The sequence below is a fragment of the Saccharopolyspora griseoalba genome, from assembly GCF_042665275.1.
GTDB classification, from domain to species: domain Bacteria; phylum Actinomycetota; class Actinomycetes; order Mycobacteriales; family Pseudonocardiaceae; genus Saccharopolyspora; species Saccharopolyspora griseoalba.
Genome location: NZ_JBHTCJ010000010.1, coordinates 172,137 through 198,083, shown reverse-complemented (window position 1 = coordinate 198,083; position 25,947 = coordinate 172,137). Strand labels below are relative to the sequence as shown.

The following is a 25,947-nucleotide window of genomic DNA, read 5'->3' as shown; positions in this document are numbered from 1 at the left end:
CGGGGGCTTTTCCGCGCGGCGCGGGACTCCTGCGGTCGGGCACTTCGGAGTGATGTTGCCCGCGAGATCGCCGGTTCCGCATGCGGTCGGGCGCGTGAAGGGGTAGATCTTGATCACAGGAGGATCACGTGATCCTCCGACGCAAATCCCGACACCACGGCGAGGCACGTTGCCGCAGGTCGTTAATGCCGCTTAGGCTGCGATCGATCGCCACCGGTACCTAAGGAGTCAGATCGCCATGTCGCTGCCGCAACCCTCCGCCGCCGGGCGGCCTCGGGGCGCGGTCGACCTGAGCATCGCCCCCGAGACGACAGGCCGCGAGGAGGAGGTCTCGTCCTCCCGCAGCCTGGGTCCGACCGGCCGGCCGCGTCGGCACATCCCGGAACCTCCGCTGCTGGACCAGCACGGTCCCGCGCAGATTCTGGCCATGTGCAACCAGAAGGGCGGAGTGGGCAAGACCACGTCGACCATCAACCTCGGGGCGGCGCTGGCGGAGTACGGGCGCCGGGTGCTGCTGGTGGACTTCGATCCGCAGGGCGCGCTCTCGGTCGGCCTCGGGGTGCAGCCGCACCAGCTCGAGCAGACCATCTACAACGTGATCATGGAGCGCTCGGTGAGCATCTCCGACGTGGTGCGCCGCACCACGGTCGAGGGGATGGACCTGCTGCCGAGCAACATCGACCTCTCGGCGGCCGAGGTGCAGCTGGTCGCCGAGGTCGGCCGGGAGCAGACCCTGCAGCGGGTGCTGTTCCAGGCGATGAAGGAGTACGACTACATCCTGGTCGACTGCCAGCCCTCGCTCGGCCTGCTGACGGTCAACGCGCTGGCCGCGGCCGACGGTGTGATCATCCCGCTGGAGTGCGAGTTCTTCAGCCTGCGCGGGGTGGCGCTGCTGATCGACACCATCGAGAAGGTCCGCGAGCGGCTCAACCCGAAGCTGGAGATCAGCGGCATCCTGGCGACCATGTTCGACCCGCGCACGCTGCACTCCCGCGAGGTGATGCAGCGCGTGGTGGAGGCCTTCGGGGACATCGTGTTCGACTCGGTGATCAACCGCACGGTCCGCTTCCCGGAGACCACGGTCGCAGGTGAGCCGATCACCCGCTGGTCGCCGCGCTCGGCGGGCGCCCAGGCCTACCGGGAGCTCGCCCGCGAGGTGATCGCGCGATGACGCGGCGGGTGGCCCTGCCCGGCGCGGCCGAGCTGTTCCGTACTACTGTTCCTCGCACGGATCAGCGCGCCGATCCGCAGCCGGAGGGCCAGGCCGAGCAGGCCGCTCCCGAGGCGCCGAAGGCCAAGCGCTCGGGTTCGGGACGGCGCAAGCACGATTCGAAGATCACCGTGTACGTCGCGGACGAGGAGTTGCTGAGGTTGGAGCAGGCGCGGCTGGCGCTGCGCGCGGAGCACGGCATCGCCGTGGACCGCGGTCGCGTGGTGCGCGAGGCGGTGGCGGTGCTGCTCGACGACTTCGACGAGCGCGGCGCGGACTCGGTTCTGGTCAGGCGCCTGCGGGAGTCCGGCGAGTGACCGATGCTCCCACCCCTGACGCCAATCTCGCCCCGCCGCAGACCGGTGATGCCGAGTCGGCGTCGTTAACCGACCCCGAGGGCGGCGAGAGCAAGTTCACCGTCCGCCTGGAGAACTTCGAGGGCCCGTTCGACCTGCTGCTGCAGCTGATCTCGCAGCACGAGCTCGACGTCACCGAGGTGGCGCTGCACAAGGTCACCGACGAGTTCATCGCCTACACCCGGGCCCTGGAGCAGACCGATCTGGACGAGACCACCGAGTTCCTGGTGGTCGCCGCTACGCTGCTGGATCTCAAGGCGGCCCGGCTGCTGCCGGCCGCCGAGGTGGAGGACGAGGCCGACCTCGCCCTGCTGGAGGCCCGCGATCTGCTGTTCGCGCGGCTGCTGCAGTACCGCGCCTACAAGCAGGTGGCTGCGCTGTTCGGCGAGTTGGAAGCCGGTGCGCTGCGCCGCTACCCGCGCTCGGTGTCGGTGGAGGAGCGCTTCGAGAACCTGCTGCCCGAGGTCGTCATCGGCGTCGATCCCGCGAAGTTCGCCGAGGTCGCGGCTTCGGTGTTCCGGCCGAAGCCACCGCCCGAGGTCTCCCTGGACCACATCCACCAGCACGGCGTCTCGGTGCGCGAGCACGCCGCGCTGCTGCGGGTGCGGCTGGCCGAGAAGGGCTCGCTGACCTTCACCGACCTGGTCGCCGACTGCGGCCACACCATCGAGGTGGTGGCGCGCTTCCTGGCGCTGCTGGAGCTCTACCGGGAGAAGGTGGTGCACTTCGAGCAGGAGGGGCCGCTGGGCGAGCTGCAGGTGCAGTGGGTCGGCGGCAGCCTCGAGCAGGCCCGGGCCGAGGCCGAGGCGCAGCGATCCGCCCAGGAAGAGGAGGAGTACGGGTGAGCGAGCCGGAAGCCCGGACGGTGCAGACCGAGCAGGGCACCGCCGAGGCGCTGGATGCGCAGGAGCCGACCGGCGCTGCGGCCGAACCGCAGCCGGAGGGGGCCGAGCCCGGGCCCGAGCAGCCCGAGGCCGCGCCGGGCGGTCCGGACGAGGTCGAGGCCTCCAGCGCCCCCGACCTCACCGCCGACGAAGCCCTGGACGCGGCGCTGGAGGCGCTGCTGCTGGTGGTCGACATCCCGGCGGGCGAGGAGCTGCTGGCCGACACCTTGGAGCAGCCGGTGGCGCGGGTGCGCACCGCGCTGCACCGCCTGTCGGCCGGCTACGCCGAGGCCGAGCGCGGGCTGGACCTGCGGCGGGTCGGCGACGGCTGGCGCTTCTACACCCGCGAGAAGTACGCCCCGTACGTCGAGCGCTACCTGCTCGACGGGCAGCGCACCAAGCTGACCCGGGCCGCGCTGGAAACCCTGGCGGTCATCGCCTACCGGCAGCCGGTCACCCGCGCCAAGGTGGGGGCGGTACGGGGTGTGAACGTTGACGGGGTTGTCCGTACCCTGGTAGGGCGCGGCCTGATCGAGGAGGCCGGCACCGACCCGGAGACGGGCGGCACCCTCTACTGCACGACCGAGCTGTTCCTGGAGCGGCTGGGGCTGTCGTCGCTGAAGGACCTGCCGCCGCTCGCACCCCTGTTGCCCGAAGTGGATTCGATCGATGACGTCTGAACGCCCTGCCCCGTCCAACACCGCGAACCAGGAGGGGGAGCGCCTGCAGAAGGTGCTGTCCCGCGCCGGGATCGCGTCGCGGCGCGCGGCCGAGGAGATGATCCTCGAAGGCCGCATCGACGTCAACGGCGAGACCGTGCTGGAGCTGGGCACCCGCGTCGACCCGGAGACCGCGGTCATCCACGTCGACGGGTCGCGCGTGATGGTCAACAGCAACCTGACCCACCTGCTGCTGAACAAGCCCACCGGCATCCTGTGCACCATGTCCGACGACCAGGGCAGGCCCTGCATCGGGGACTACCTGCGCGAGAGCCAGGGCAAGCTGTTCCACGTCGGGCGCCTGGACCAGGACACCGAGGGCCTGCTGCTGATCACCAACGACGGCGAGCTGGCCAACCGGCTGACCCACCCCTCCTACAAGGTGCGCAAGACCTACCTGGCGGAGGTGATCGGGCCCGTGCCCAAGGACCTCGGCAAGCGGTTGCGCGAGGGCGTGGAGCTCGACGACGGCCCGGTGAAGGTGGACAGCTTCAAGCTGATCGACACCAACCAGAACCGCGCGCTGGTGCAGGTCGTGCTGCACGAGGGCCGCAAGCGCATCGTGCGCCGGCTGCTCAAGCACGTCGGCCACCCGGTGCAGCGGCTGGTGCGCACCCGCGTCGGCGACGTGCAGCTGACCAACGAGCGCCCGGGCGCCATCCGCCCGCTCAACCGCCAGGAGGTCGGCTCGCTGTACAAGCTCGTCGGCATGTGATGGCCGTGCGCGAAGCCGGCCGGTCCCGCGGGACCGGCCGGCTTCGTCGTCTCACGCGGCGGCTCTCGGCCGGGTGGCCAGGAGCTTGCGGGCCAGCGGTTCGGCCACGCGCGCGGCCACCGGACCGAGGATGGCCATCAGCAGCACGTAGGCGGTGGCCAGCGCGGCGAGCTCACCGCTGACCGCGCCGGAGGACACGGCCAGGCCCGCGATGACGATGGAGAACTCCCCGCGCGCCACCAGGGCCGCCCCGGCTCGCAGCCGACCCATCCGGGCCACGCCCTGCATCCGGGCGGCCGTCCAGCCGGTGAGCACCTTCGTCGCGCAGGTGATCGCGGCCAGCGCCAGCGCGATCGGCAGCACCGGCGGGATCTTCGAGGGGTCGGTGTTGAGCCCGAAGACCACGAAGAACACCGCGGCGAACAGGTCGCGCAGCGGTTCGAGCATCCGGGTCGCGTTCTGCGCCGTGGACCCCGAGATGGCGATGCCCAGCAGGAAGGCGCCGACGGCCGCCGAGACCTGCAGCTCCGAAGCGATGCCGGCCACCAGCAGCGCCGCGCCCAGCAGGCGCAGCAGGAACACCTCGGGGTCGGGGCTGTCCACGATCGCCGAGACGTACTTTCCGAAGCGCAGCGCGATGACCAGCACGATCGTGATCACCAGCAGCGAGATGCCCACCGCGGTCAGCCCGCCCAGCAGGCTCACCCCGGCCAGCACCGCGGTCAGGATGGGCAGGTAGACCGCCATGGCCAGGTCCTCGAAGACCAGGATGGACAGCACCACCGGGGTCTCCCGGTTGCCCAGTCGGCCCAGGTCGCCGAGCACCTTCGCGACGATGCCCGACGAGGAGATGTAGGTGATGCCCGCCATCGCCAGCGCCCCGATCGGCCCCCAGCCCAGCAGCAGCGCCACCAGCGCACCGGGGATGGTGTTGAGCACCAGGTCGATCACCCCGGCCATCCAGGAGCGCCGCAGCCCCGTGACCAGTTCCCCGGCCGAGTACTCCAGGCCCAGCAGCAACAGCAGCAGCACCACGCCGATCTCGGAGGCGAGGTGGGTGAACGGTTGGATGCCGTGCAGCGGGATCAGCCCGCCGTTGCCGAAGGCCACCCCGCCCAGCAGGTACAGCGGGATCGGGGAGATGCCGATGCGCCAGGCGAGTCGCCCGAGGACGCCGAGACCGAAGAACACCGCTCCCAGCTCGATCAGGGAGATCGCCGTTTCGTGCACCGCTTTTGATTCCTTTCGCGCTGGTCAGCCGTGGGCGAGGATGTCCTCGGCTGCGCGCAGTCCGTCAGCGGTGCCGACCACGACGACTAGGTCGCCGGATGCGAAGCGGAAGTCGGGGCGCGGTGAGGGGTGAACGGTGCCGTCGCGCACCACGGCCACGATCGACACCGAGGTGCGGGTGCGCATCTCGGTGTCGCCCAGCTCGCGGCCGACGAACGGCGTGCCCGCGGCGATCGGCAGCTGCCAGGTGGTGACCCCGGCGACTTCCTGCTGCTGCTCGCTGAGCTGCGAGACCAGCTGCGGCGCGCCCAGCAGGCCGGCCAGGGTGCTGGTCTCGGCGCTGGTGAGCTCGATCGAGGCCGCGCAGCCGTCCGGGTCGTCCTGGCCGGAGACGATCAGCTCGAACCGGCCGTCCCGGTAGGTGATCACGCCCACGCGGTGGCCGGAACCGGTCATGAAGTCCTGGCGTGTGCCCAGACCGGGCAGCGGGGTCACGTTTACGTCCACGTCCCCGAGCTTAATCCCGCGCCCGACCTCGCTTTGATCGGCCACGCGAGTGGCGACCACCTCGCCGAGCCGGACGCGATTTCCGCCCGCGCGCCCCGACCGGGCAGAATGGAGGGCTGATCCGGCGCGCGTGCCGGTGAGGACTCACGGAACGGGGAGGAACGCGTGGCGCAGGCCAGGCTTCGCGGGGTGGTCGCCCTCGACGGCCCATCGGGCACCGGCAAGTCGACGGTGTCCCGGAGGTTGGCCGCCGAGCTCGGTGCGGCCTACCTTGACACCGGGGCGATGTACCGCGCGGTGACCTTGGCGGTGTTGCGCGCCGGCGTGGACCCCGCCGACGCCGTCGAGGTCGCCCGGGTGGCGCGCGCGGCGCGGCTGACCATGGGCACCGACCCGCTGGCGCCCGGCGTGCGCCTCGACGAGCTGGGCGTGGAGCAGGAGGTCCGGGGCCCGGAGGTCACCGGCGCGGTCTCGGCGGTCTCGGCCGTGCCCGAGGTGCGCGAGCTGCTGGTCGCCGCGCAGCGCGAGCTGATCTCGGCGGCGCTCCAGGAGCCGGGCGGCGTGGTCGTGGAGGGCCGCGACATCGGCACCGTGGTGGTGCCGGACGCGGGCCTGAAGGTCTACCTGACCGCCTCGGCCGACGCGCGGGCGCTGCGCCGCACCAAGCAGGACTCCTCCGAGGGCCGCGAGGGCGATCTGCGCGCCACGCACGCCGACGTGCAGCGCCGCGACGCGCTGGACTCCGGCCGCAAGGTCGCCCCGCTGCGGCGCGCCGACGACGCGCTCGAGCTCGACACCACCGAGCTGGACGTGGCCGGGGTGCTGGAGCAGCTGCACAAGCTGGTGGAGAGCCACGCCCTGCTGGGGGAGGGGCGATGAGCGGCACCCTGCCGCCCGGCGGGTGGCACTGGCTGCACTTCGTCGGGCGGTTGATCTCCCGGTTCATCGTGCGGCTGCCGTTCCGGGTCGAGGTGCACGGCGCCGAGCGGATCCCGCGCACGGGTCCGGTGGTGCTGGTGGCCAACCACAGCGCCATGCTGGACGGTCCGCTGCTGATCGGAATGCTCCCGCGGGCTTCGGTGTTCCTGATCAAGCAGGAGATGTTCCGCGGTCCGCTGGGCTGGTTCCTGCGCCGGATCGGGCAGATCGGGGTGCGCCGCGGCGAGCCGGACCGGCAGCCGCTGCTCACCGCGGTGCGGGTGCTCAAGGACGGCGGTGTGGTCGGGGTGTTCCCCGAGGGCACGCGCGGTTCCGGCGAGGTCGGCAGCGCGCAGAACGGCGCGGCGTGGCTGGCGCGCACCGCGGGCGCGCGGGTGCTTCCGGTGGCGGTGCGGGGCAGTCGGCGTCCCACCGACGGGAGCCGTAGGCTGTTACGCAGGATCGACGTGTTGTTCGGGGAGCCGATGACCCCGCCGAGCGGCAAGGGACGCGCGGGGCTGACCGAGGCGACCGAATCCGTGCGCAACGAGCTGGTCGAGCTGATCGCCGAACTGGACGGCCTGGTCGCCGACCGCAACCGAGACGACGTGAGAGGGAAACGAGCGTGACCGACGAGTCGCTGGAAGGCCTGGACGGCACGTGGTCCGACGAGTCCGAGTGGGCTGAGGTCGACCAGGGCGTGCTGCCGGGCGACGAGGAGGCGCCGCGGTCGCAGCCGGTGCTGGCCGTGGTCGGCCGCCCGAACGTGGGCAAATCCACGCTGGTCAACCGCCTGCTGGGGCGTCGCGAGGCCGTGGTGCAGGACGTGCCGGGCGTGACCCGCGACCGGGTGTCCTACGACGCGCTGTGGAACGGTCGCCGCTTCACCGTGGTCGACACCGGCGGGTGGGAACCCGACGCCAAGGGCTTGCAGGCCTCGGTGGCCGGGCAGGCCGAGCTGGCCATGCAGACCGCCGACGCGGTGCTGCTGATCGTCGACGGCAAGGTCGGCGCCACCGGTACCGAGGAGGCCGTGGCCCGCGTGCTGCGCCGCTCGAAGCGGCCGGTGCTGCTGGCGGCCAACAAGGTCGACGACGAGCGCGGCGCGGCCGACGTCCACGACCTGTGGTCGCTGGGGTTGGGCGAGCCGATGGCGGTGTCCGGCCTGCACGGCCGCGGCTCGGGCGACCTGCTGGACCGGGTGCTGGAGGTGCTGCCGGAGACCCCGCGCGACGACTTCGGCGCCTCGAGCGGACCGCGCAAGGTCGCGCTGGTGGGCAAGCCCAACGTCGGCAAGTCCAGCCTGCTCAACCAGCTCACCGGCGAGGACCGGTCGGTGGTGCACGACGTCGCCGGCACCACCGTGGACCCGGTGGACTCGATGGTCGAGCTCGACGGGCAGGTGTGGCGGTTCGTCGACACCGCGGGGCTGCGCAAGCGGGTCAAGACCGCCAGCGGCACCGAGTACTACGCCTCGCTGCGCACCAAGGCCGCCATCGAGGCCGCCGAGGTCGCCATCGTGCTCATCGACGGCTCCGAGCCGATCAGCGAGCAGGACCTGCGCGTGATCACCATGGTCGTCGAGGCCGGGCGGGCGCTGGTCATCGCCTACAACAAGTGGGACCTGGTCGACGGCGACCGGCGTCGCCAGCTGGAGAAGGAGATCGACCGCGACCTGGTGCGGGTGCGCTGGGCCGAGCGGGTCAACGTCTCGGCGCGCACCGGGCGCTCGGTGGCCAAGCTGGCTCCCCAGCTGCGCACCGCCCTGGAGTCCTGGGACACCCGGGTGCCCACCGGCCGGCTCAACAACTGGCTCAACGAGCTGGTCGCGGCCTACCCGCCGCCCGCGCGCGGAGGCCGCCAGCCCAAGATCAAGTTCGCCACCCAGGCCCAGACCCGCCCGCCGACGATCGTGCTGTTCACCACCGGCTTCCTCGAAGCGGGCTACCGCCGGTTCCTGGAGCGCAAGTTCCGCGAGACCTTCGGCTTCACCGGCAGCCCGGTGCGCATCTCGGTGCGGGTCCGCGAGAGCAAGGAGCGGGGCAAGGGCCGCCGCTGAGCCCTCCGCGCCCACGAGGAGGTTCCCGCGCGCTTCGTGCGGGGACCTTCCTGCGCATCGCGGCGGAGTCCGTGTCGTCACCCGTGCGGGGGGCGGTTAGTCTGCGGGCGGTGCGAACGCGGAGGTGAGGCCAGTGGTGCTGCCGACCGGCAACGGGCGCGCGGTGCGGGTCGTGCTCGCCGACGACGAGCCCATGCTGCTGCGCGGCCTGCGAGTGCTGCTGGAGGGCGACGGGACGATCGCGGTCGTGGCCGAGGCCGCCGACGGCGCCGAGCTGCTGACCGCGGTGGCCGAGCACCGGCCGGACGTGGCCCTGGTCGACGTGCAGATGCCCGGCACCGACGGGCTGACCGCGCTGCGCGACATGCTGGTCGACCCCGCCGCCCCGGCCACGGCGGTGCTGACCACCTTCGACCTGGACGACTACGTCGCCGACGCGCTGCGCTTCGGGGCGAACGGCTTCCTGCTCAAGGACGCCGAACCCGAGGCCCTGGTGCGCGCGGTGCACGACCTGGCTGCCGGGGGCGCGGTGCTCGACCCGCGGATCACCGCCCGGCTGCTGCCGCGGCTGCGCACCAACAGTGACAACTCGCGGGAGGTGGGCCTGGTGCGGGCGCTGTCCGCGCGCGAGGGGCAGGTGCTGCGGCTGCTGGCCGACGGCCGCTCCAACGCCGACATCGGGTCCCGGCTCGGGCTCACCGAGGCCACCGTGAAGAGCTACGTGTCGACGGTGCTGACCAAGCTGGGTGCCGACAACCGGGTGCAGGCAGCGCTGATCGCGCAGCGGGTCGAGGGGGAGCGATGACCGGTTCGCGCGGGCGCCGCGCCGCCCTTGAGGTGCTGGCGGTCGGGCTGCCGATGGCCGCGGTGATCGCCGCGCCCGACCCGATGGGCTACGGGGTGATCTCCGGTTCCTGCGCGGCCCTGGTGCTTCCGCTGCGGCACCGGTGGCCCCGGCTGTGCGTGCTGCTGTGCCTGCCCGCGATGGCCGGTGGCCTGGGCTGGGCCGCGATGCTGGTGGCGATGTTCCGCCTCGGCCGGGAACTGCTGGACCTGCGCGAGCTCGCCGGGTGGGTGCTGCTGACCTGCGTGGCCGCGATCGCGCCGGTGGCGTTCGCGGAGTCGCTGGCGGTCGGCCAGTGGGCGCTGACCCTCGGGTTCGTGCTGCTGGGAGCCGGTGCCCCGGCCGCGCTGGGTGCGCTGGTGGCGCTGCGGGCGAGGCTGGCCGAGAGCGTGGAGCGGCTGGCCGCGGCCACCGAGGTCGCGGCGCAGGCCAAGGCCGAGACCGCGCGGGCCGAGGAACGCGCCCGCATCGCCCGCGAGATCCACGACGCCGTGGGCCACCACGTCACGCTGATCGCCGTCGAGTCCGCCGCGCTGAAGACCACCAGCGGCGACGAGCAGGTGCGCGAGGCCGCCGAGCGGGTGCGCTCGCTGTCCCGGCGAGCCCTCGGCGAGATGCGCACGACCCTCGGGCTCGGTTCGGCGCAGGCCGACTCCGGCAGCATCGAGGAGCTCGTCGAGCAGGCCAGGGCCTCCGGCGTGGCCGTGGAGCTCTCCGGCGAGCTGGTGCGCGACGAGGTGCCCGGCGCGGTCGAGCGCGCCGCCTACCGCGTGGTGCAGGAGGCGCTGACCAACGCCGCCAAGCACGCACCCGGAGCGGAGATCCGGGTGCGCCTGAGCGACCAGGCCGACGCGCTGCGCATCGTGGTCAGCAACGACGCGCCAGGCCGGCCGACGGGCGAACCGGTCGACTCCGGCGGGGCGGGTCTCAGCGGCCTCACCGAACGCGTCCGCACCGTCGGGGGCGAGCTCACCGCCGGGCCTTCCGAGGACGGCGGCTTCGAACTCGTCGCCTCCCTGCCCCAGCGCTAGTGCCGACCCGCTGCCCGGAGCGATCCCGAGCTGCTGCTAGCCCAGCGACTTGCGCAGGAAGTCCACCTGCAGCAGCAGGAGGTTCTCCGCGGTGGTCTCGTCGGTGGGCATGTGGCTCACGCCGGGCAGCGGCAGCATCTGGTGCGGGCGGCCCGCGGCCGTGAGGGCGCCCGACAGGCGCAGCGCGTGCGCGAGCACCACGTTGTCGTCGACCGTGCCGTGCACGATCAGCATCGGGCGCTGCAGCTCGGCCGCATCGCCCAGCAGCGAGTTCGCCTCGTAGACCTCGGGCGAGGTGTTCGGGTCGCCCAGGTAGCGCTCGGTGTAGTGGGTGTCGTAGAGCCGCCAGTCGACCACCCCGGCGCCCACCACGGCCGCGTGGAAGACGTCCGGGCGGCGCAGCACCGCCAGCGCCGCCAGGTAGCCGCCGAAGGACCAGCCGCGGATGGCCACCCGCTCCAGGTCCAGCTCGGGGTGCTCGACGGCGGCCGCGCGCAGCGCGTCGACCTGGTCCTGCAGCGGCGGCCCGGCCAGGTCCCCGGCGATCTCGCGGTCCCAGACCGGGCCCCGCCCCGGCGTCCCGCGGCCGTCGGTGACCAGCACGGCGAAGCCCTGATCGGCGAACCACTGCGAGGTCAGGTAGCCCTGCTGGCGGGCCAGCACCCGCTGGGCGTGCGGACCGCCGTAGGGGTCCAGCAGCACCGGCAGCGGTCCGTCCCCGGGCCGGTGATCGCTGGGCAGCAGCAGCGCGCTGCGCAGCTCGCGGTCGCCCAGCCGCAGCAGCCGCACGTTGAGGTCCAGGCCGTGCTCCTCGGCGTGGTTGGCGATCTCGGCGACGCGGTGCTGGCCGCGGGAGACCACCGTCGAGGAGCGCGGCTGGTCGAGCGTCGTCGACGAGACCACCAGCACCTCCCCGCCTCGGGTCCCCGCGTGCACCCCGGCGCCGGTGGTCAGCCGCTCCGCGCCGGCCGCGGTCACCCGGTGGAGGTGCACCTCGGCCGGGTCGCCCTCGGAAGCGCTGATCAGCACGTCCTCGCCGACGTCGACGATCCCGCGGACCTGCAGCGGCGCCCCGGTCCACGGCTTGTCGCCGACGACCAGCCGGTAGGCGCCCTCGGCGGCCTCGATGCGCACCAGCTCACCGCTGGGGTTCCAGGCGGGCCAGCCGGGCAGGACGTCGATCCACCGCTCGTCGGTGTCGCGGTGCAGCTCGGTCGTCGCGCCGGTGCCCGGGTCGAGGGCGAGCACCAGCTGGGTGCGCTGGTCGCGGGTCTGCACCGCCAGCAGCGGGCTGCCGTGCTCCGACCAGTGCGCGGTGACCAGGTACGGGTAGTCCGACCGGTCCCACTCGACGTCGGTGCGCCGCCCGTCGAGGTGGAACACCGCCAGGCCGACCTCGGCGTTGGCGGTTCCCGCCGCGGGGTAGCGGGTGGCGGTGGGAACGCGGTCGGGCTGGTTCGGGTCGCCGAGGTACCAGTGGTCGACGGGGCTCTCGTCGACGCGCGCGGCCAGCAGCCGCGAACCGTCCGGCGACCACCAGTAGCCGCGGTAGCGCTGCATCTCCTCGGCGGCGATGAACTCCGCCGCTCCCCAGCTGACGTCGGGCCCGTCGGGCTCGGCGATCGCGCGGTCCCCGGTGCCGTCGGCCTCGATCACCCGCAGCGCGCCGCCCGCCAGGTAGGCGATCCGCGCGCCGTCCGGGGACGGGCGCGGGTCGGCGACCGGTTGCTCGGCCGGGAGCTCGCGCGTGGCACCGGTGTTGACGTCGGCGGTGAACAACCGCCCGGACAGCGGGAACACCACGAGCTCACCGGAGCGGTCGGTGCTGTACCCGGTGATGCCGGTCGCCCGCTCCCGCGCGCGCTCGCGACGCGCCTGCTCGGCCGCGGTCACCTGATCAGCGGCCTGCAGCGCGGCCGGATCGGCCAGCAGCCGCTCCTGCCCGCTCGCGGTGTCGAGCGCCCACAGCGCGGTGGTGCGGTCGGTGCCGCTGGCGGACCGCAGGAACAGCACGCGCGCACCGTCGCCGACGACGGTGAAGCTTCGGGGCGCCCCCAGGGTGAACCCCTGCGTGCGGGCGCTTCGGCGAGGAAACGATGCGGACGACATGCGAACCACCCTGCCATCACCGATCGCCCCCTGCTCCGCCAGGTCAAAACACGACACCTGGTGCCCGCGCGCTGAAACCGGGCGATCACCCACCGCGCAGGTCCCGCGGCGCGCCGCGGCGAGATCGCGGGCGCGGTCTCCTCGCGGCGCGGCAGCGATTTTCAACTCGGACGGGGGATTCGAGTGGTGTGTCGGGCGGGGGTGATCGTGCGCGCCGCGCCACTGTTCTCGGCGGATTCAGCAAGGCGCGCAGCGGTTTCCCGGTCGACCGCCGGGTCCGCTCCCGAGTGGGATGAGATCTGCGATGTACCTGTCGATGGTGGTGCCGTGCTTCAACGAGGGGCACGGCTTGCAACGACTGCACGACGCGCTGGTGACGGCGCTGTCCGGGCACGTCGGTGACTACGAAGTGATCCTGGTCGACGACGGCAGCACCGATGCCACGCTGGTCGAGGCGCGCCGCTTGGCCGCCGCCGATCCGCGGTTCCGGTACGTGTCGTTGAGCCGCAACTTCGGCAAGGAACCCGCGATGCTGTGCGGGCTGCGGCACGCGCGCGGCAGCCGGGTGGCGCTGCTCGACGCCGACCTGCAGCACCCGCCCGAGCTGCTGCGCCGCATGCTCGTCGTGCTCGAATCCGGGTACGACCAGGTGGTGGCCCGCCGCAGCCGGGTCGGGGAGGGGCGGTGCCGCACCGCGCTGACCCGGACCTACTACCGGCTGGCGCGGTGGTTGCTCGACGTGCCGCTGCAGGACGGCGCCGGGGACTTCCGGGTGCTGTCGCGGCGCGCGGTCGACGCGGTGCTGTCGCTGCCCGAGCACCACCGCTTCTCCAAGGGCCTGTTCTCCTGGATCGGTTTCGACACCGCCTACCTGCCCTACCGCAACGTGCGCCGGCGGGCGGGCCGTTCGCGGTGGAGCGTTCCGGCGCTGCTCGACCACGCCGTGGACGGTCTGACCGGGTTCAACACCAAGCCCCTCCGGCCGGCGATCCACCTCGGCGGGGCGCTGGTGGCGCTCGCCGCCGGTGGCGGCGGTCGGGTGCTCTGGCGCGCCGCGGGCGGCGGGGCGCCGAGGCCGTCGGGGCTGCTGCCGGTGACGTTGGGCCTGGCCGGGTTGCAGCTGTGCGGGCTCGGGGTGCTGGGGGAGTACCTGGGGCGCAGCTGCGCCGAGGCCAAGCGGCGGCCGCACTACCTGGTCAAGGAGGTCGGTCCGCCGTCCCGGCCCGCTCCCGCCGGGACTCGCCCGCCCGCCGCGGAACTGGCCCGGTGAGCCGGGATGCACCGGCTCGGCGATTCGCGGTTCGCCCGCTTCGCGCTGGTCGGCGGCGCGAACACCACCGTGCACTGGGCGGTGTACCTGGTGCTGTGGCTGGTGCTGCCCTACCTGCTGGCGCACGTGCTGGCCACCGCTGCGGCCACCGCCTGCTCCTACCTGCTCAACTGCCGCTTCACCTTCGGGGTGCCGCCCAGCGCGCGCAGCCTGCTGCTGTTCCCGCTGTCGAGCCTGGCGCTGCTGGGGGCGAGCACGCTGGCCGTGGCCGCGGCGGTCGTCGTGTTCGGCGTGGACCAGCGCCTGGCACCGCTGGTCGGGTTCGCGCTGGTGCCTGCCTCGTTCCTGGCCACCCGCGCGGTGCTCACCGAGCGCCGGCGTCGCGACGGGACCTGGCGCGGCGCGACCGCGGTGGCTGCCGGCACCGCGGTGCTCGGCGCGCTGCCGCTGCTGGCCGACCCGGCCTTCTACTTCGCCGACGACAGCGCCGCGCAGTTCCTGCCGATGTGGCACCGGCTCGGCGAGCGGCTGCTGGCCGGGCAGTGGTCGCTGGGCCTGGAACCGGACTCGTGGATGGGCGGCAACCTCGCTGCCGAGGGGTTGTTCGGCATCTGGAACCCGGTGAACCTCGCCGAGTTCGTCCTCGTCGCGCTCATCGGCGATCTGAGCGTGGCCGCCGCCGTGGTCAAGATCCAGTTCCTGGTGCTGCTGGCCACCGGCACCTTCTTGCTGTGCCGGGAGCACGGTGCGCGGCCGGGGCCGGCTTCGGCGCTGGCCGTGGCGCTGCCCTTCTCCGGCTTCGTGCTGTACTTCCAGGCCGCGAGCTGGGCGGGCGGGCTGATCGGCCTGGCCTGGTTGCCGTGGGCGTGGTGGGGGCTGCGCCGCCACCTTCGCGGCCGCGCCCGCGCGCTGCTGCCCTTCCTGCTGGGCTACCTGTGCGTCTCGTCCGGCGATCCGTACGCGCTGCTGGCGCTGCTGCTGGTGTGCGCCGTGCTGGTGGTGGAGTTCGGCCCGCGCCGGGCGCTTCCGCCGATCGCGACCATCGCCGCGTGCGTTCCGCTGATCTTCTGGCCGGTGCTGGTGACCGCGAGCGCGGGCTGGCGCGGCGGCCAGGAGCTGTTCAACTCCGGGATGCTGGTGCCAGGCCTTGGCGATCTGCTCAACGCGAGCCTGCCCAGCTTCCTGCCGCACGTGCGGTCCTTCGGCGACGTGCGGATGACGGTGCCCGCGGTGTACCTGGCGTGGTTCGCCGTGCCGATCCTGCCCTGGTTGAACTGGCGGGCGATGCCGTGTCGGCGCTGCGCCGGGGCGATCGCGATCGCCGGCTGGTACTTCGCGCTGTGCTTGGGGCCGTCGAACGCGTGGATGTTCCGCTGGCCGCTGCGGCACGTCGAGGTGCTGCACCTGGCCGTGGCGGTGCTGCTGGCGGTCGCGCTCAGCGGCGGTGTGCGCACCGATCGGCTGCGGCTGCGGTTGGGCTGCACCGCGCTGGTGCTGCTCGGCGGCGGATACCTGGCCTTCGCGGGATTGCCCGCGCGTGCCCCCGAGCACCTGCTGTCGCTGGTGCTGCTCGCGGTGCTGCTCGCGGCCGCCCTGCGCTGGCGGCGGCGGACCGTCGCGGTGCTGCACCTCGGCACGGCGCTGGTGCTGGGACTGCAGCTGCTGTGGTTCCCCGCCAACCGCGACGTCGCCGACTACGGGTTCCCGACCGACGTGTCCGCGCTGCGCGCCGAGCACGCCCCGCTGCGCGGCGGAACGGTCGTGCAGATCGCCGCGCGCGAGCGGGTCCCGCCCGAGCGGATCGCCGACGGCAGCGCCTGGTCGACCCTGCTGTTCGGCAACATGCCCGCCGCGGCGGGGGTGGCGGGGCTGGTGTCCTACAGCGGGATCGGCAACGAGGCCCTGCGCGAGGCGCTGTGCTCGAACTACTTCGGCGCCACCTGCCCGCGGGCGTACGACCGGCTGTGGCGCGGCGGGCTGGCCGAGCGGCTCAAGGCGACCCACGTCGTGGTGCAGCGCAGGCTGCGCGAGGTCGCCCAGCCGCCGCCGGGCTGGACGATCGCGCGGCGCGACGCCGAGGTCGTGCTCCTGCGCCGGCGAGATCCGCTGCCCTGGCCGGGCGGGCGGCTCAGCGAGGCGCGGGGCGTGCGCGTGCTCGACGACCGGCAGCTCGGCGCGCGCACCGAGCGGGTGCGGTTCACCGGCTCGGGCCGGCTGGTGTTCGCCCGCCTGGCCTGGCCCGGCTACCGGGCCTCGGTGGGCGGGCGGGATCTGGCGGTGTCGAGCACGCGCGCCGGGCTGCTGGCGGTGCGGATCCCGTCGGACGTCAGCGGCGGGACGCTGCGGGTGAGCTGGTCGCCGCCCGGGCTGCGGGTCGGCGTGCTGCTGGTGCTCGGCGCGGCGGCCGCCGCCCTGGTGATGTCGAGGAGGCCGCGTTGAAACCCGTCGCCGCGCTGATCCTGCTCCTGGTGGTGGTGCTGCCGGCGACGCCCGCAGCTGCGGCCGCCGAACGGCCGTCGCACCTGCAGGTCGTGGCCCATCCCGACGACGACATGCTGTTCATGGCCCCCGACCTGGGCCTGTCGATCCGCTCGGGCGCGCGGGTGACCACCGTGTTCATCACCGCGGGCGAGAGCGATGTCGAACCGGCAGCGGACTACGCGGCCGACCGCCAGGCCGGGGCGCGCGCCGCGTTCGCCGCGATGGCCCGCGCGCCCGACCGGTGGGACCGCTCGGTGCTGGAACTGCCGGGCGGGCACGTCGCCGAGCTGCACCAGTTGCGCGCCCGCCCGCGCGTGTCGTTGGTGTTCCTGGGGCTGCCGGATGACAACGACGCGAACGCGACCGGTGGCGAGCACGCGCTGATCAGGCTCTGGCGGGACCCCTCGGAGCGGGTGCGCACCGTGCCCGCGGCGGGTTCGGGCATCCCGGTGCGCGCCCACGACCGCGGTTCGCTGCTGTCCGCGCTGCGGCGGCTCCGGGCGGTCTTCGAGCCGGACCTGGTGCGCACCCAGGATCCGCGTCCCGACCCGCGGTACCAGCAGCAGTGGCAGCGGTTCCAGGACCACCCGGACCACGTGATCACCGCCCGCCTGGTCGCCGAGGCGATGCCGGATGCGCTCGTGGCGCACTACCGGCAGTACAACACCGCGGACACGCCGCCGAACCTGCCCGCGCGGGTCCTGGCCGACAAGCGGAGCGCGTTCGCCGCCTACACCGAGCACGACCCGCGGGTCGGCCTCGGTGAGCCGTACGCCTCGTGGCTGGCGCGCATGCGCCAGCGAAGACCGCTCGGTGCGCGCTGGATCGGCGATCGCGGCCGCTACGCCTACGTGCGCGGCGACCGGCTCATCTCGGGCGATCGCACCGGGGAGTCCACCGTGGACACCCCGTTCGCGCCGCGCGCGGGGTCGGCGGTCTTCGCCGGTTCGACCCTGCTGGTCCAGCAGCGCCGCACCGGCGCGGTGTTCGGCCGAGCGCCGGGAGGCGAGTGGCACCGCATCGGCGCCCCACCGCCGCGAGCTCCCGGGGTGGAGATCTCGCGTCCCGCGGCCGTCGAGGTCGCGGGACGGCTGGTGCTCGCGGTGCGCGACCGGGGCGGGGGAGCGAGCGTGCACGACGGCCGCGGCTGGTGCCGGCTCGGCGGTTCGGGCGTCGAGTCGGTGTCGGCCCTGGTGACCGCGTCCGGTCAGGTGCACGTGCTGGCCACCACCGCCGCCGGCGGGATGCTGCGCTGGCGGCTGTCCGGGAGCTGCGGGCGGCGGGTCGCCGTGCCCGACGGGATTCGCCCGGCGGGCGCGATCGCCACGACCTCGGGGGAGCACGCGCAGGCCGCCTTCCGCGACGAGCGCGGCGATCTCGTCGTGCTCGCCGAGCGAAGCGGCTGGCGCCCGGTGCTGCGCCGCGAGGCCGAGGCGCTGTCGGATCCGGCGCTGGCGGTGGACGCGGCCGGACGGCCGCTCCTGGCGGTGCGCAACGGCGCAGGACGACTGGAGGTGCTCAGCGCGACCGGGAGCCGGACGGGCCCGCGGATCCAAGGCGGTCCGGCGCTCGACCCGAGCGGCTCCCTGGTGGCCGCGCTCGACGATCGGGGCGCCCCGGTCCTCTGGTCGGTCGGGGACGAGGGCGCACCGGTGAGCCGCGGATGACCGGCCGGGCGCGACGTGCGGTGGGTCCGGCGCGACTCGCGCCGGACCCACCGCATCCGCTGTCACGCAGTGGCGCCCGCGGTGGCCGCCTCGGCCCGCCCGGGCTTGACCTCGCCCGGGTCGCTGCTGTCCTTCATCCGCAGCGACAGCAGCCCGACCAGCAGGTACATCGCGCAGAACGCGATCGCCACGCCGCCGCCACCCACGAACGGGTAGAGCACGGTGACCACCACCGGTCCGACGAACGCCGCGCCACCGGCACCGAAGTTGAGCACCGCCAGCGACGAGCCCTTGTCCTTGGGCGCGACCATCGAGGGCATCAGCGCCGACAGCGGGACGAACCCGGCCAGCAGCAGCCCGTAGATCACGCCGAAGGACGCGGTGATCGCGAAGTTCTGCGAGGCGATCGCGGTGAAGTACCACAGCGGGGTCGCGATCGCGCAGCCCACGCAGCCGAACCAGGTCACCGTGCGCCGCCAGCCGAACCGGTCGCCGAACACGCCGAAGAACAGGTTCGCCGCGATGTTGGCGCCGTAGGTGATCGAAGCCAGCATCGCCACCTGCGAGGCGGTGAGGAAGCCGCCGTCGGGCGCGGCCGGGCCGAAGGTGAACGGGAACATCGCGAAGAACCCGTACTGCGGCGTGGTGTTGACGATGCGGATCAGGCCGCCGGCCAGCACCCGGCGGTCGCGCCACAGGATGTCCACGCCCTCGGACAGGCGCTTGAGGCTGCGCGGGTTCTTCACCGTCTCGTCGGCGATCGGCTGCAGGCCGTGCTCCTCGCGCACCCCGAAGGAACCGATCAGCACACCGACGGTGACCAGGATCAGCGACAGCACCAGGGTCCCGTAGTCGCTGAGGCCCAGACCGCCCATGGACAGCGCCGCGAAGGCCGCGCCCAGCGTGGGCAGGCCGCCGGTGAAGGCGAACCAGAACCAACCCGCCACCGAGCCGCGCATCTTCGTGGGGCTGGCGACCTGCGCCCAGGCCAGGAAGGAGAACGCGAACAGCGGGTAGGCGAAGCCGCGCAGGCCGTAGGCGCCCACGATCAGCACCGCGCTCTGCGTCGGCAGCGCGATGAACAGGAAGATGATCTCGAACACCACCCACCAGGCACCGCCGAGCCACATGACCCGGCGCGGGCCCCAGATCGCCGAGAGCGTCCCGGAGAACCAGGCCGCGATCATGGCCGCGACGCCGTAGAGCGTCACGGTGGCGAACGAGGCGACCGCGCCCGGCAGCGCACCGCCCTCGGGGCGCTGCAGGTAGTCGGACAGGAAGGTGGTCTCCACGCCGTCGCCGATCATGAAGATCAGCACGGCGACGAAGCCCCAGAACAGCTTCCGGGGGATGCCGATGCGGTCCAGGAAACCGCCAGGGGCCGCGGAACCGGTGTCCGCGGAGGTGGATTGGGACATCACTGTCTCCAAGCGATCGAAAGTACCCGGCGCGTCCGCGCCCAAGCCAAGAAGTGATCGCTATCATGCACCTAGTTGAAGTTAACACGCAAGACGTTAATTCAGATCGGTGCGAATGGGAGCGGTGTGACCCCCGGGGCCCGTGCTCAGGGCGTGGCGACGTGGCGCACGTCGGTCTGCTCGCGCATCTCCTCCAGCAGCGCCTCGTCCAGCTCGCCGGCCAGCAGGGCGTGGTCGAAGGCGCTGACCGGCGCGAACTGGTGCAGCGCCGAGCGCCCCACCTTGCTGGCGTCCATCATCAGCACCTTGGTCGTGGCGCTTGCCAGCATCGCGCGCTTGACCAGCACGATCTCCTGCTCCTGGTGGTAGGTCAGCCGGGCGTTCATCGCCGAGGTGGACAGGAACACGATGTCCACCGAGAACGCGCTGACCATCTCCTGGCACGGCAGCCCGATGTAGGAGTCGTGGGTGCGGGAGTACTCGCCGCCCAGCCCGATCAGCCGGATGTCCGGGGTGTCGCGCAGCACCTCCTGCACCTGCCGGTAGTTGCTGACCACCGTCAGCGGGCCGACGTCGGGCAGCAGCCTGGCCAGCGCGAGCGCGGTGGTGGAGTCGTCGAGCATCACCGACGTGCCGGGCGTGATGAACCGCAGCGCCTCGCCGGCCAGCGCCTCCTTCTCCGCGGTGTGGGTGTGCAACCGGAAGTCCGAACTGGACTCGAACACCGTGGAGGGCTGGGCCGACACCCCGCCGTGGTACTTGCGCAGCAGTCCGCGGGTGACCAGGTCGTCGAGGTCGCGGTGCACCGTCATCAGGCTGACGCCGGTCAGCGAGGACAGCTCCGCGGCGCTGGCGAAGCCCTGCGCGACCACGTGGTCGATGATCTTCTGCTGGCGCAGGAGCCTGGGGGACTGCTTCTTCGATGCGGACGCCATGGGGACATCTTGCCTTCCCGGCGCTGCTGCGCACCGAACGCCACACGATCTATCACTGAACCAGTGACAGTTAACGGTATAGCTGTTAATTTAGCTCCATCAGCGTTTGGCGGGAGGTACAGATGACCCAGTCCGATGGGCCGGACGGCGCGCACCGCGCGGTCGTTTTCGACATGGACGGCGTCCTGGTCGAGAGCGAGCACCTGTGGGAGCGGATGTGGGCGCGGTTCGCCGCCGACCGCGGCGCGACCTGGACCAGCACCGAGACCCGGCAGGTCCAGGGGATGAGCGCGCCGGAGTGGGCGGCCTTCCTCGCCGAGTTCAGCAAGGCCTCCGAGGACGTCGAGACCACCGAGCGGCTGGTCGTCGACGACATGATCGCCGCCCTCGACGGCGGTGAGATCGAGCTGCTGGCCGGGGCCGAGAAGATGGTCACCGACGTCGCGGCCCGCGCGCCGATCGCGCTGGCCTCCTCCGCACCGCGCAGGCTCATCGACGCGGTGCTCGACCGGCACGGCCTGACCGAGCACTTCACGGCCACCGTCTCCAGCGCCGAGGTCCCCAAGGGCAAGCCCAGCCCCGACGTGTACCTCGCCGCGGCGGGCAAGCTCGGAACCGAGGCGGCCGGCTGCCTCGCGGTGGAGGATTCCAGCAACGGGCTGCGCGCCGCCGCGGCCGCGGGCATGTCGGTGGTGGCCATCCCCAACGGCGACTACCCGCCCGCGGAGGACGCGCTGGCCGGGGCGGGCTACGTCGCCACCGATCTCGACGACGTGCGCGCGCACCTGATCAGCTGCCTGGGTAACTGAACACCTCCACGTGACAAAGGAGTCCGCATGACCAGCGTTCTGGCCGCAGGCGATCACTTCGTGCACCCCGAGGTGTTCGCCGACGCGCTGCGCCGCGCCGCCGGTGCCCACGACCTCCAGCTCAGCCAGCTGCAGCTGCCGTGGCCGGTCGAGCCCTTCGGCCCGGTGGGCAACGTGAAGGAGGCCAGCGGCACCGAGCAGCAGCTGCTCGACGCCCTCGGCGACGCCGAGATCGTCGCCACCCAGATGGCCCCCTTCACCGCGGAGGTGCTGGCCGGCGCGCCGAACCTGAAGTTCGTGGGCGTCTGCCGCGGCGGACCGGTCAACGTCGACCTCGCGGCCGCCACCGAGCAGGGCGTCATCGTCAGCTACGCCCCGGGGCGCAACGCCGCGGCGGCCGCCGAGTTCGCCGTCGGCCTGATCCTCGCCGCGCTGCGCCGCATCCCCGGCTCGGACGCCGAGCTCAAGGGCGGAAACTGGCGCGGCGACTACTACGCCTACGACAACGCGGGCATCGAGCTGGAGGGCTCCACCGTCGGTCTCGTCGGCTACGGCGCCATCGGCCGCATCGTCGCCCGCGTGCTGCACGCCTTCGGCTCCCGGGTGCTGGTCGCCGATCCGTTCGCCGACCCCGGCCAGGCCAGCGCCGATGGCGTGGAGCTCGTCGAGCTCGACGAGCTGCTGCGCCGCAGCTCGGTGGTCAGCCTGCACGCCCGGCTCACCCCGGAGACCGAGCACCTGCTCAACGCCGACAACCTCAAGCTGCTGCCCGAGGGCGCCGTGCTGGTCAACTCGGCCCGCGGCGGCCTGCTGGACTACGATCCGCTTCCCGGGCTGCTCGAGTCCGGTCACCTCGGTGCCCTGGCCGTCGACGTCTACGACATCGAACCGCCGCCGCGCGACTGGCCGCTCTTCGACGCGCCCAACGTGATCACCACCCCGCACCTGGCCGGCGCGACCCGGCAGACCGCCCACCGCGCGGCCGAGATCGTCGCGGGCGAGGTGGCCCGGTTCCTCGGCGGCCAGCAGCCGCGCTTCGTGGCCAACCCGGACGTGCTGTCGAAGTTCGAGGACCTGCGGCCATGATCATCGGAGTCGACGTCGGAACCTCGGTCACCAAGGCCTCCCTGCTGGGCCGCGACGGTTCGGCGCTGGTGACCCGCAGCAGGCGCTCCGAGCTGCACCGGCCCGGCCCGGGACGCGTCGAGCAGGACCTCGACGAGGTCGTGGACTCGGTGGTGCACGTGGTGCGGCAGGTCGTGACCGCCGCCGAGCAGGCGGGCCAGAGCGTCGAAGCGCTGGCCCTGACCGGGCAGGGCGACGGGTTGTGGCTGCGCGACGAGGCGGGCGAGTCGGTCGGCCACGCCATCTCCTGGCTCGACGCCCGCTCCTCCGAGGTGCTCGCCGGGTGGGCGGACTCGGGCGTGCAGCAGCAGGTCTACGCGCGCACCGGTTCCGGGATGTTCCCCGGTTCGGCCGGGCCGCTGCTGGCCCACCTCGCCGAGCACGAACCGCAGCGGCTGCGACGCGCGGCGGTGGCCGGGTACTGCGTGGACGCCATCGTGCAGCGCTTCACCGGCGAGATCACCGTGGACGCCTCCGACGCCTCGCTGCCGTTCCTCGACGTGCCCAGCCGCACCTACTCGACCGAGGCCCTGGAGATCTGCGGGATCGCCGAGCACCGCGATCTGCTGGCCGAACCCGCCCCGCCCGGCAAGCTCTTCGCGCTCAGCGGCAAGGCCGCCGCCGAACTCGGCCTGCCCTCGGGACTTCCGGTCTCGGCGGGCCCGTTCGACCTGCCCGCCTGCGCCTTCGGCTCCGGGGTCGGCGCGGTCGGCGACGGCAGCCTGGTCATCGGCACCACGCTGGGCTGCCAGGTGCTGCGCGACACCGTCGACATCGATCCCGCCGGGGAGCCCGCGGGCATGTGGCTGGCGACCCCGGTTCCCGAGCGCTACCTGCGGGTGATGCCGGCCATGGTGGGCACCGCCAACCTCGACTGGGTGCTCGGCACCGTCGGCCACGACGTCGCCGACCTGGAAACCCTGCTCGCGCGGAGCGAACCGGGCGCGGGCGGGGTCTCGGCGCTGTCGTTCCTGTCCAGCTCCGGCGAGCGCGCCCCGTTCGTCGACGCCAGGGCGCGGGGTCAGTTCACCGGGCTGTCGCTGGAGACCACCCGCGCGGACATGGTGCGCGCGATGTGCGAGGCCGTGGCCTACGCGGCCCGGCACAACCTGGAGTCCGCCGGGCTGACCGGCCAGGTCGCCGCCTGCGGTGGCGGGGCCCGCTCGGCCCGGTGGAGCCAGATCTTCGCCGACGTGCTCGGCAGGCCGCTGCACGTGCCGCACGAGGAGGGCGTGGGCGCCCGCGGCGCGGCGATGACCGCCTGGGACTCCCTGGGCGACCCCGTCGACCGCGATCGGTGGGCCGCCGAGCGCCGAACCGTCGAGCCCGATCCCGACGCCGCGGCCTTCTACGACCGCGGGTACCGCGAGTACCTGGCTTCCATCGACCGCGCTCGCCCGCACTGGGGAGGAGATTCCGCATGACGCGCCTCTACGACGATCCGGCCGCGTTCACCGAGGACATGGTCACCGGTTTCGTGGCCGCGCACCCCGAGCACGTGCGCCGGGTTCCCGGTGGCGTGGTTCGCGCCAAGCGCGCCCGCAAGGGCAAGGTCGCGGTGGTCACCGGCGGCGGCTCCGGGCACTACCCGGCGTTCTGCGGCGTGGTCGGTCCCGGCTTCGCCGACGGAGCGGTGATCGGCAACATCTTCACCTCGCCCTCGGCCGAGGACGCCTACTCGGTGGCGCGGGCGGCCGATCGGGGCGCCGGCGTGGTGTTCTCCTTCGGCAACTACGCCGGCGACAACATGAACTTCGGGCTCGCCGTGGAACGGTTGCAGCGCGAGGGCATCCGCGCCCACAACGCCGTGGTCACCGACGACGTGGCCAGCGCCCCGAGCGAGGAGGCGGGCAGGCGGCGCGGCGTGGTCGGCGACTTCCCGGTGTTCAAGGTCGCCTCCGCGGCGGCCGAGGAGGGGTACGACTTCGACGGGGTCGTGCGCGTGGCCGAGCGCACCAACGAGCGCACCCGCAGCCTCGGAGTGGCCTTCGACGGCTGCACCCTGCCCGGCCAGGACCACCCGCTGTTCGAGGTGCCCGAGGGGCGCATGGGCCTCGGGTTGGGCATCCACGGCGAGCCCGGCGTCTCCGAGCGGGAGATGCCCTCGGCCTCGGAGCTCGCGAAGATCCTGGTCGACGGGCTGCTCGCCGAGGCGCCCGCCGACGGCGGGCGGCGGGTCACCGCGATCCTCAACGGCCTCGGCGCGACCAAGTACGAGGAGCTGTTCGTCGTCTGGGGCACCGTCTCGCGGCTGCTGGCCGAAGCCGGCCTGGAGGTCGTGGCCCCCGAGGTGGGCGAACTGGTCACCAGCCTGGACATGGCCGGCTGCTCGCTGACCCTGACCTGGCTCGACGACGAGCTCGAACGCCTCTGGCAGGCCCCCGCCGACACCCCCGCCTACCGCAAGGGCGACGCACCGTCGAGCGGAACCGCCGAGGACGACGACGAGCTCCCCGAGATCGAGCGGGAACCGGTCGTCATCGCCCCGGCCGAGGGGCAGCGGACCGCGGCCGAGGTCGTGCGCGCGCTGGACGCGATGGCCGAGCTCATGCGCGAGCAGGAGGACGAGCTCGGCCGGATGGACTCGGTGGCCGGCGACGGCGACCACGGTCGCGGCATGACCCGGGGCAGCGGCGCGGCCGCCGAGGCGGCGCGGGACATCGCCGCGCAGGGCGTCGGCCCGGCCGCGGTGCTGGTCGCCGCGGGCGACGCGTGGGCCGCCAAGGCCGGTGGCACCTCCGGGGTGCTGTGGGGAGCGGCGCTGCGGTCCTTCGGCGACCTGCTGCCCGACGACCGGCCAGCGGTCGGCGCGGACCTCGTCGCCGGGGCGGAGGCCGCGCTCGCCGCGGTGCGGCGGCTCGGACGCGCCGAACCCGGCGACAAGACCCTCGTGGACGCGTTGCAGCCGTTCACCGCCGAACTGCGCGCCGCCGTCGGCGACGGCGGCGCCGAGGCGTGGCGGCGCGCGGCGCAGGTGGCCACCAAGGCCGCCGCGGACACCGCCGATCTGCGGCCCCGCACCGGGCGGGCCCGGCCGCTGGCGGAACGGAGCGTGGGAACTCCCGATCCGGGTGCGACGTCGTTGGCGCTCGCGCTGACCCGGATCGGCGAACTCCTCGGAGAGCGAGAGGAAGCGGCGTGAGCGAACAGGCGTGGCGCATCGTGGTCGGCTCCGACGATGCCGGACTGGACTACAAGGACGCGCTCAAGCGGGACCTGGAAGCCGACCCGCGCGTGGCGAGCGTGGTCGACGTCGGCGTGGGCGCCGACGAGCACACCGCCTACCCGCACGTGGCGGTGCACGCGGCTCGGATGGTCGCCGAGGGCGAGGCCGACCGCGCGCTGCTGGTGTGCGGCACCGGGCTGGGCGTGGCCATCAGCGCCAACAAGGTGCCCGGCATCCGCGCGGTCACCGCGCACGACAGCTACTCGGTGGAGCGCTCGGTGCTGAGCAACAACGCGCAGGTGCTCTGCTTCGGCCAGCGGGTGATCGGCCTGGAGCTCGCCCGCAAGCTCGCGGGCGAGTGGCTCGACTACCGTTTCGACGAGACCTCCGCCTCCGCGGGCAAGGTCGCCGCCATCGACGAGTACGAAACCGCCTGCTGAACCGGCGGTTCGGCGTCGGACCGGCCCGATCGGGGGCGCGGTCCGGCGCCGAAC

General features: G+C 73.3%; 23 protein-coding genes. 18 read left to right on the top strand and 5 right to left on the bottom strand.

Annotated features, from left to right (window positions below; genetic code table 11):
- Window positions 1-238: 238 nt before the first annotated feature.
- From ACFQRI_RS19605 to ACFQRI_RS19585, 5 genes are read left to right on the top strand one after another with little or no spacing between them, the layout of a single operon-like run.
- On the top strand, window positions 239-1,171 hold the full coding sequence (locus ACFQRI_RS19605; protein WP_380670675.1) for a ParA family protein: 933 nt from the start codon (window positions 239-241) through the stop codon (window positions 1,169-1,171).
- Window positions 1,168-1,527 (top strand): hypothetical protein, encoded by a 360-nt coding sequence (locus tag ACFQRI_RS19600; RefSeq protein WP_380670674.1) that lies wholly within the window; start codon window positions 1,168-1,170, stop codon window positions 1,525-1,527. Before ACFQRI_RS19605 ends, ACFQRI_RS19600 begins: the two co-directional genes overlap by 4 nt.
- Window positions 1,524-2,411: a segregation and condensation protein A gene (locus ACFQRI_RS19595; RefSeq protein WP_380670672.1), complete on the top strand. Its 888-nt coding sequence runs from the start codon at window positions 1,524-1,526 to the stop codon at window positions 2,409-2,411. Before ACFQRI_RS19600 ends, ACFQRI_RS19595 begins: the two co-directional genes overlap by 4 nt.
- Complete coding sequence (gene scpB / locus ACFQRI_RS19590) at window positions 2,408-3,130, top strand: SMC-Scp complex subunit ScpB (RefSeq protein ID WP_380670670.1); 723 nt, start codon at window positions 2,408-2,410, stop codon at window positions 3,128-3,130. Before ACFQRI_RS19595 ends, scpB begins: the two co-directional genes overlap by 4 nt.
- Window positions 3,120-3,884, top strand: a complete 765-nt coding sequence (locus ACFQRI_RS19585; protein WP_380670668.1) for a pseudouridine synthase — start codon at window positions 3,120-3,122, stop codon at window positions 3,882-3,884. The genes scpB and ACFQRI_RS19585 overlap by 11 nt, the downstream gene beginning before the upstream one ends.
- Before the next feature lie 51 nt (window positions 3,885-3,935).
- Here the strand turns inward: ACFQRI_RS19585 and ACFQRI_RS19580 are convergent, their stop codons facing one another.
- Entirely contained in the window at window positions 3,936-5,114 is a 1,179-nt protein-coding gene (locus tag ACFQRI_RS19580; RefSeq protein ID WP_380670666.1) for a cation:proton antiporter, read from the bottom strand.
- Window positions 5,115-5,138: 24 nt separating this feature from the next.
- Window positions 5,139-5,621: a cation:proton antiporter regulatory subunit gene (locus ACFQRI_RS19575; protein ID WP_380670664.1), complete on the bottom strand. Its 483-nt coding sequence runs from the start codon at window positions 5,619-5,621 to the stop codon at window positions 5,139-5,141.
- A 165-nt stretch (window positions 5,622-5,786) separates the two neighbouring features.
- Between ACFQRI_RS19575 and cmk the strand changes: the two genes are divergently transcribed.
- The 5 genes from cmk (at window position 5,787) to ACFQRI_RS19550 (ending at window position 10,473) form a co-directional block, all read left to right on the top strand.
- Window positions 5,787-6,500 (top strand): (d)CMP kinase, encoded by a 714-nt coding sequence (gene cmk, locus ACFQRI_RS19570; RefSeq protein WP_380670662.1) that lies wholly within the window; start codon window positions 5,787-5,789, stop codon window positions 6,498-6,500.
- The gene (locus ACFQRI_RS19565; RefSeq protein ID WP_380670660.1) at window positions 6,497-7,168 is read left to right on the top strand and encodes a lysophospholipid acyltransferase family protein; all 672 of its coding nucleotides are present in this window, start codon (window positions 6,497-6,499) and stop codon (window positions 7,166-7,168) included. The genes cmk and ACFQRI_RS19565 overlap by 4 nt, the downstream gene beginning before the upstream one ends.
- The gene (gene der, locus ACFQRI_RS19560) at window positions 7,165-8,598 is read left to right on the top strand and encodes a ribosome biogenesis GTPase Der (protein ID WP_380670658.1); all 1,434 of its coding nucleotides are present in this window, start codon (window positions 7,165-7,167) and stop codon (window positions 8,596-8,598) included. The genes ACFQRI_RS19565 and der overlap by 4 nt, the downstream gene beginning before the upstream one ends.
- A 133-nt stretch (window positions 8,599-8,731) precedes the next feature.
- Window positions 8,732-9,403, top strand: coding sequence for a response regulator (locus tag ACFQRI_RS19555; protein ID WP_380670656.1), 672 nt, complete (start codon window positions 8,732-8,734; stop codon window positions 9,401-9,403).
- Window positions 9,400-10,473 (top strand): sensor histidine kinase, encoded by a 1,074-nt coding sequence (locus ACFQRI_RS19550; RefSeq protein WP_380670654.1) that lies wholly within the window; start codon window positions 9,400-9,402, stop codon window positions 10,471-10,473. Before ACFQRI_RS19555 ends, ACFQRI_RS19550 begins: the two co-directional genes overlap by 4 nt.
- A 36-nt stretch (window positions 10,474-10,509) precedes the next feature.
- Here the strand turns inward: ACFQRI_RS19550 and ACFQRI_RS19545 are convergent, their stop codons facing one another.
- Window positions 10,510-12,582 carry a S9 family peptidase gene (locus ACFQRI_RS19545; RefSeq protein ID WP_380670652.1) on the bottom strand — a complete coding sequence of 691 codons (2,073 nt, stop codon included), beginning with the start codon at window positions 12,580-12,582 and terminating at the stop codon, window positions 10,510-10,512.
- Between the two features lie 304 nt (window positions 12,583-12,886).
- On the opposite strand from ACFQRI_RS19545, the gene ACFQRI_RS19540 reads away from it, so the two are divergent.
- Genes ACFQRI_RS19540 through ACFQRI_RS19530 form a run of 3 tightly spaced genes read left to right on the top strand, consistent with a single transcriptional unit; the run spans window position 12,887 to window position 18,000 of the window.
- Window positions 12,887-13,852, top strand: coding sequence for a glycosyltransferase family 2 protein (locus tag ACFQRI_RS19540; protein WP_380670650.1), 966 nt, complete (start codon window positions 12,887-12,889; stop codon window positions 13,850-13,852).
- 6 nt (window positions 13,853-13,858) lie between these two features.
- Window positions 13,859-16,291 (top strand): GtrA family protein, encoded by a 2,433-nt coding sequence (locus tag ACFQRI_RS19535; RefSeq protein ID WP_380670648.1) that lies wholly within the window; start codon window positions 13,859-13,861, stop codon window positions 16,289-16,291.
- Window positions 16,288-18,000: a PIG-L family deacetylase gene (locus ACFQRI_RS19530; RefSeq protein ID WP_380670646.1), complete on the top strand. Its 1,713-nt coding sequence runs from the start codon at window positions 16,288-16,290 to the stop codon at window positions 17,998-18,000. The genes ACFQRI_RS19535 and ACFQRI_RS19530 overlap by 4 nt, the downstream gene beginning before the upstream one ends.
- Window positions 18,001-18,062: 62 nt before the next feature.
- Here the strand turns inward: ACFQRI_RS19530 and ACFQRI_RS19525 are convergent, their stop codons facing one another.
- Window positions 18,063-19,418: an MFS transporter gene (locus tag ACFQRI_RS19525; RefSeq protein WP_380670644.1), complete on the bottom strand. Its 1,356-nt coding sequence runs from the start codon at window positions 19,416-19,418 to the stop codon at window positions 18,063-18,065.
- 146 nt (window positions 19,419-19,564) lie between these two features.
- Complete coding sequence (locus ACFQRI_RS19520) at window positions 19,565-20,353, bottom strand: DeoR/GlpR family DNA-binding transcription regulator (protein WP_380670642.1); 789 nt, start codon at window positions 20,351-20,353, stop codon at window positions 19,565-19,567.
- Window positions 20,354-20,475: 122 nt separating this feature from the next.
- Between ACFQRI_RS19520 and ACFQRI_RS19515 the strand changes: the two genes are divergently transcribed.
- The 5 genes from ACFQRI_RS19515 to ACFQRI_RS19495 are packed head-to-tail and all read left to right on the top strand — an operon-like array spanning window position 20,476 to window position 25,893.
- Window positions 20,476-21,162 carry an HAD family hydrolase gene (locus ACFQRI_RS19515; RefSeq protein WP_380670640.1) on the top strand — a complete coding sequence of 229 codons (687 nt, stop codon included), beginning with the start codon at window positions 20,476-20,478 and terminating at the stop codon, window positions 21,160-21,162.
- Between the two features lie 27 nt (window positions 21,163-21,189).
- The gene (locus tag ACFQRI_RS19510; RefSeq protein ID WP_380670638.1) at window positions 21,190-22,248 is read left to right on the top strand and encodes a 2-hydroxyacid dehydrogenase; all 1,059 of its coding nucleotides are present in this window, start codon (window positions 21,190-21,192) and stop codon (window positions 22,246-22,248) included.
- Complete coding sequence (locus tag ACFQRI_RS19505) at window positions 22,245-23,711, top strand: FGGY family carbohydrate kinase (protein ID WP_380670636.1); 1,467 nt, start codon at window positions 22,245-22,247, stop codon at window positions 23,709-23,711. Before ACFQRI_RS19510 ends, ACFQRI_RS19505 begins: the two co-directional genes overlap by 4 nt.
- Window positions 23,708-25,429, top strand: a complete 1,722-nt coding sequence (locus ACFQRI_RS19500) for a dihydroxyacetone kinase family protein (protein ID WP_380670634.1) — start codon at window positions 23,708-23,710, stop codon at window positions 25,427-25,429. Before ACFQRI_RS19505 ends, ACFQRI_RS19500 begins: the two co-directional genes overlap by 4 nt.
- Entirely contained in the window at window positions 25,426-25,893 is a 468-nt protein-coding gene (locus ACFQRI_RS19495; protein WP_380670632.1) for a ribose-5-phosphate isomerase, read from the top strand. The genes ACFQRI_RS19500 and ACFQRI_RS19495 overlap by 4 nt, the downstream gene beginning before the upstream one ends.
- Window positions 25,894-25,947: the final 54 nt, after the last annotated feature.

What these genes read in the sequence shown, in the direction of transcription:
- ACFQRI_RS19605 (WP_380670675.1), top strand. Translation starts at nt 239, where the DNA reads ATGTCGCTGCCGCAACCCTCCGCCGCCGGGCGGCCTCGGGGCGCGGTC.
- ACFQRI_RS19600 (WP_380670674.1), top strand. Translation starts at nt 1,168, where the DNA reads ATGACGCGGCGGGTGGCCCTGCCCGGCGCGGCCGAGCTGTTCCGTACT.
- ACFQRI_RS19585 (WP_380670668.1), top strand. Translation starts at nt 3,120, where the DNA reads ATGACGTCTGAACGCCCTGCCCCGTCCAACACCGCGAACCAGGAGGGG.
- ACFQRI_RS19565 (WP_380670660.1), top strand. Translation starts at nt 6,497, where the DNA reads ATGAGCGGCACCCTGCCGCCCGGCGGGTGGCACTGGCTGCACTTCGTC.
- ACFQRI_RS19550 (WP_380670654.1), top strand. Translation starts at nt 9,400, where the DNA reads ATGACCGGTTCGCGCGGGCGCCGCGCCGCCCTTGAGGTGCTGGCGGTC.
- ACFQRI_RS19545 (WP_380670652.1), bottom strand. Translation starts at nt 12,582, where the DNA reads ATGTCGTCCGCATCGTTTCCTCGCCGAAGCGCCCGCACGCAGGGGTTC.
- ACFQRI_RS19540 (WP_380670650.1), top strand. Translation starts at nt 12,887, where the DNA reads ATGTACCTGTCGATGGTGGTGCCGTGCTTCAACGAGGGGCACGGCTTG.
- ACFQRI_RS19535 (WP_380670648.1), top strand. Translation starts at nt 13,859, where the DNA reads ATGCACCGGCTCGGCGATTCGCGGTTCGCCCGCTTCGCGCTGGTCGGC.
- ACFQRI_RS19525 (WP_380670644.1), bottom strand. Translation starts at nt 19,418, where the DNA reads ATGTCCCAATCCACCTCCGCGGACACCGGTTCCGCGGCCCCTGGCGGT.
- ACFQRI_RS19520 (WP_380670642.1), bottom strand. Translation starts at nt 20,353, where the DNA reads ATGGCGTCCGCATCGAAGAAGCAGTCCCCCAGGCTCCTGCGCCAGCAG.
- ACFQRI_RS19515 (WP_380670640.1), top strand. Translation starts at nt 20,476, where the DNA reads ATGACCCAGTCCGATGGGCCGGACGGCGCGCACCGCGCGGTCGTTTTC.
- ACFQRI_RS19510 (WP_380670638.1), top strand. Translation starts at nt 21,190, where the DNA reads ATGACCAGCGTTCTGGCCGCAGGCGATCACTTCGTGCACCCCGAGGTG.
- ACFQRI_RS19505 (WP_380670636.1), top strand. Translation starts at nt 22,245, where the DNA reads ATGATCATCGGAGTCGACGTCGGAACCTCGGTCACCAAGGCCTCCCTG.
- ACFQRI_RS19500 (WP_380670634.1), top strand. Translation starts at nt 23,708, where the DNA reads ATGACGCGCCTCTACGACGATCCGGCCGCGTTCACCGAGGACATGGTC.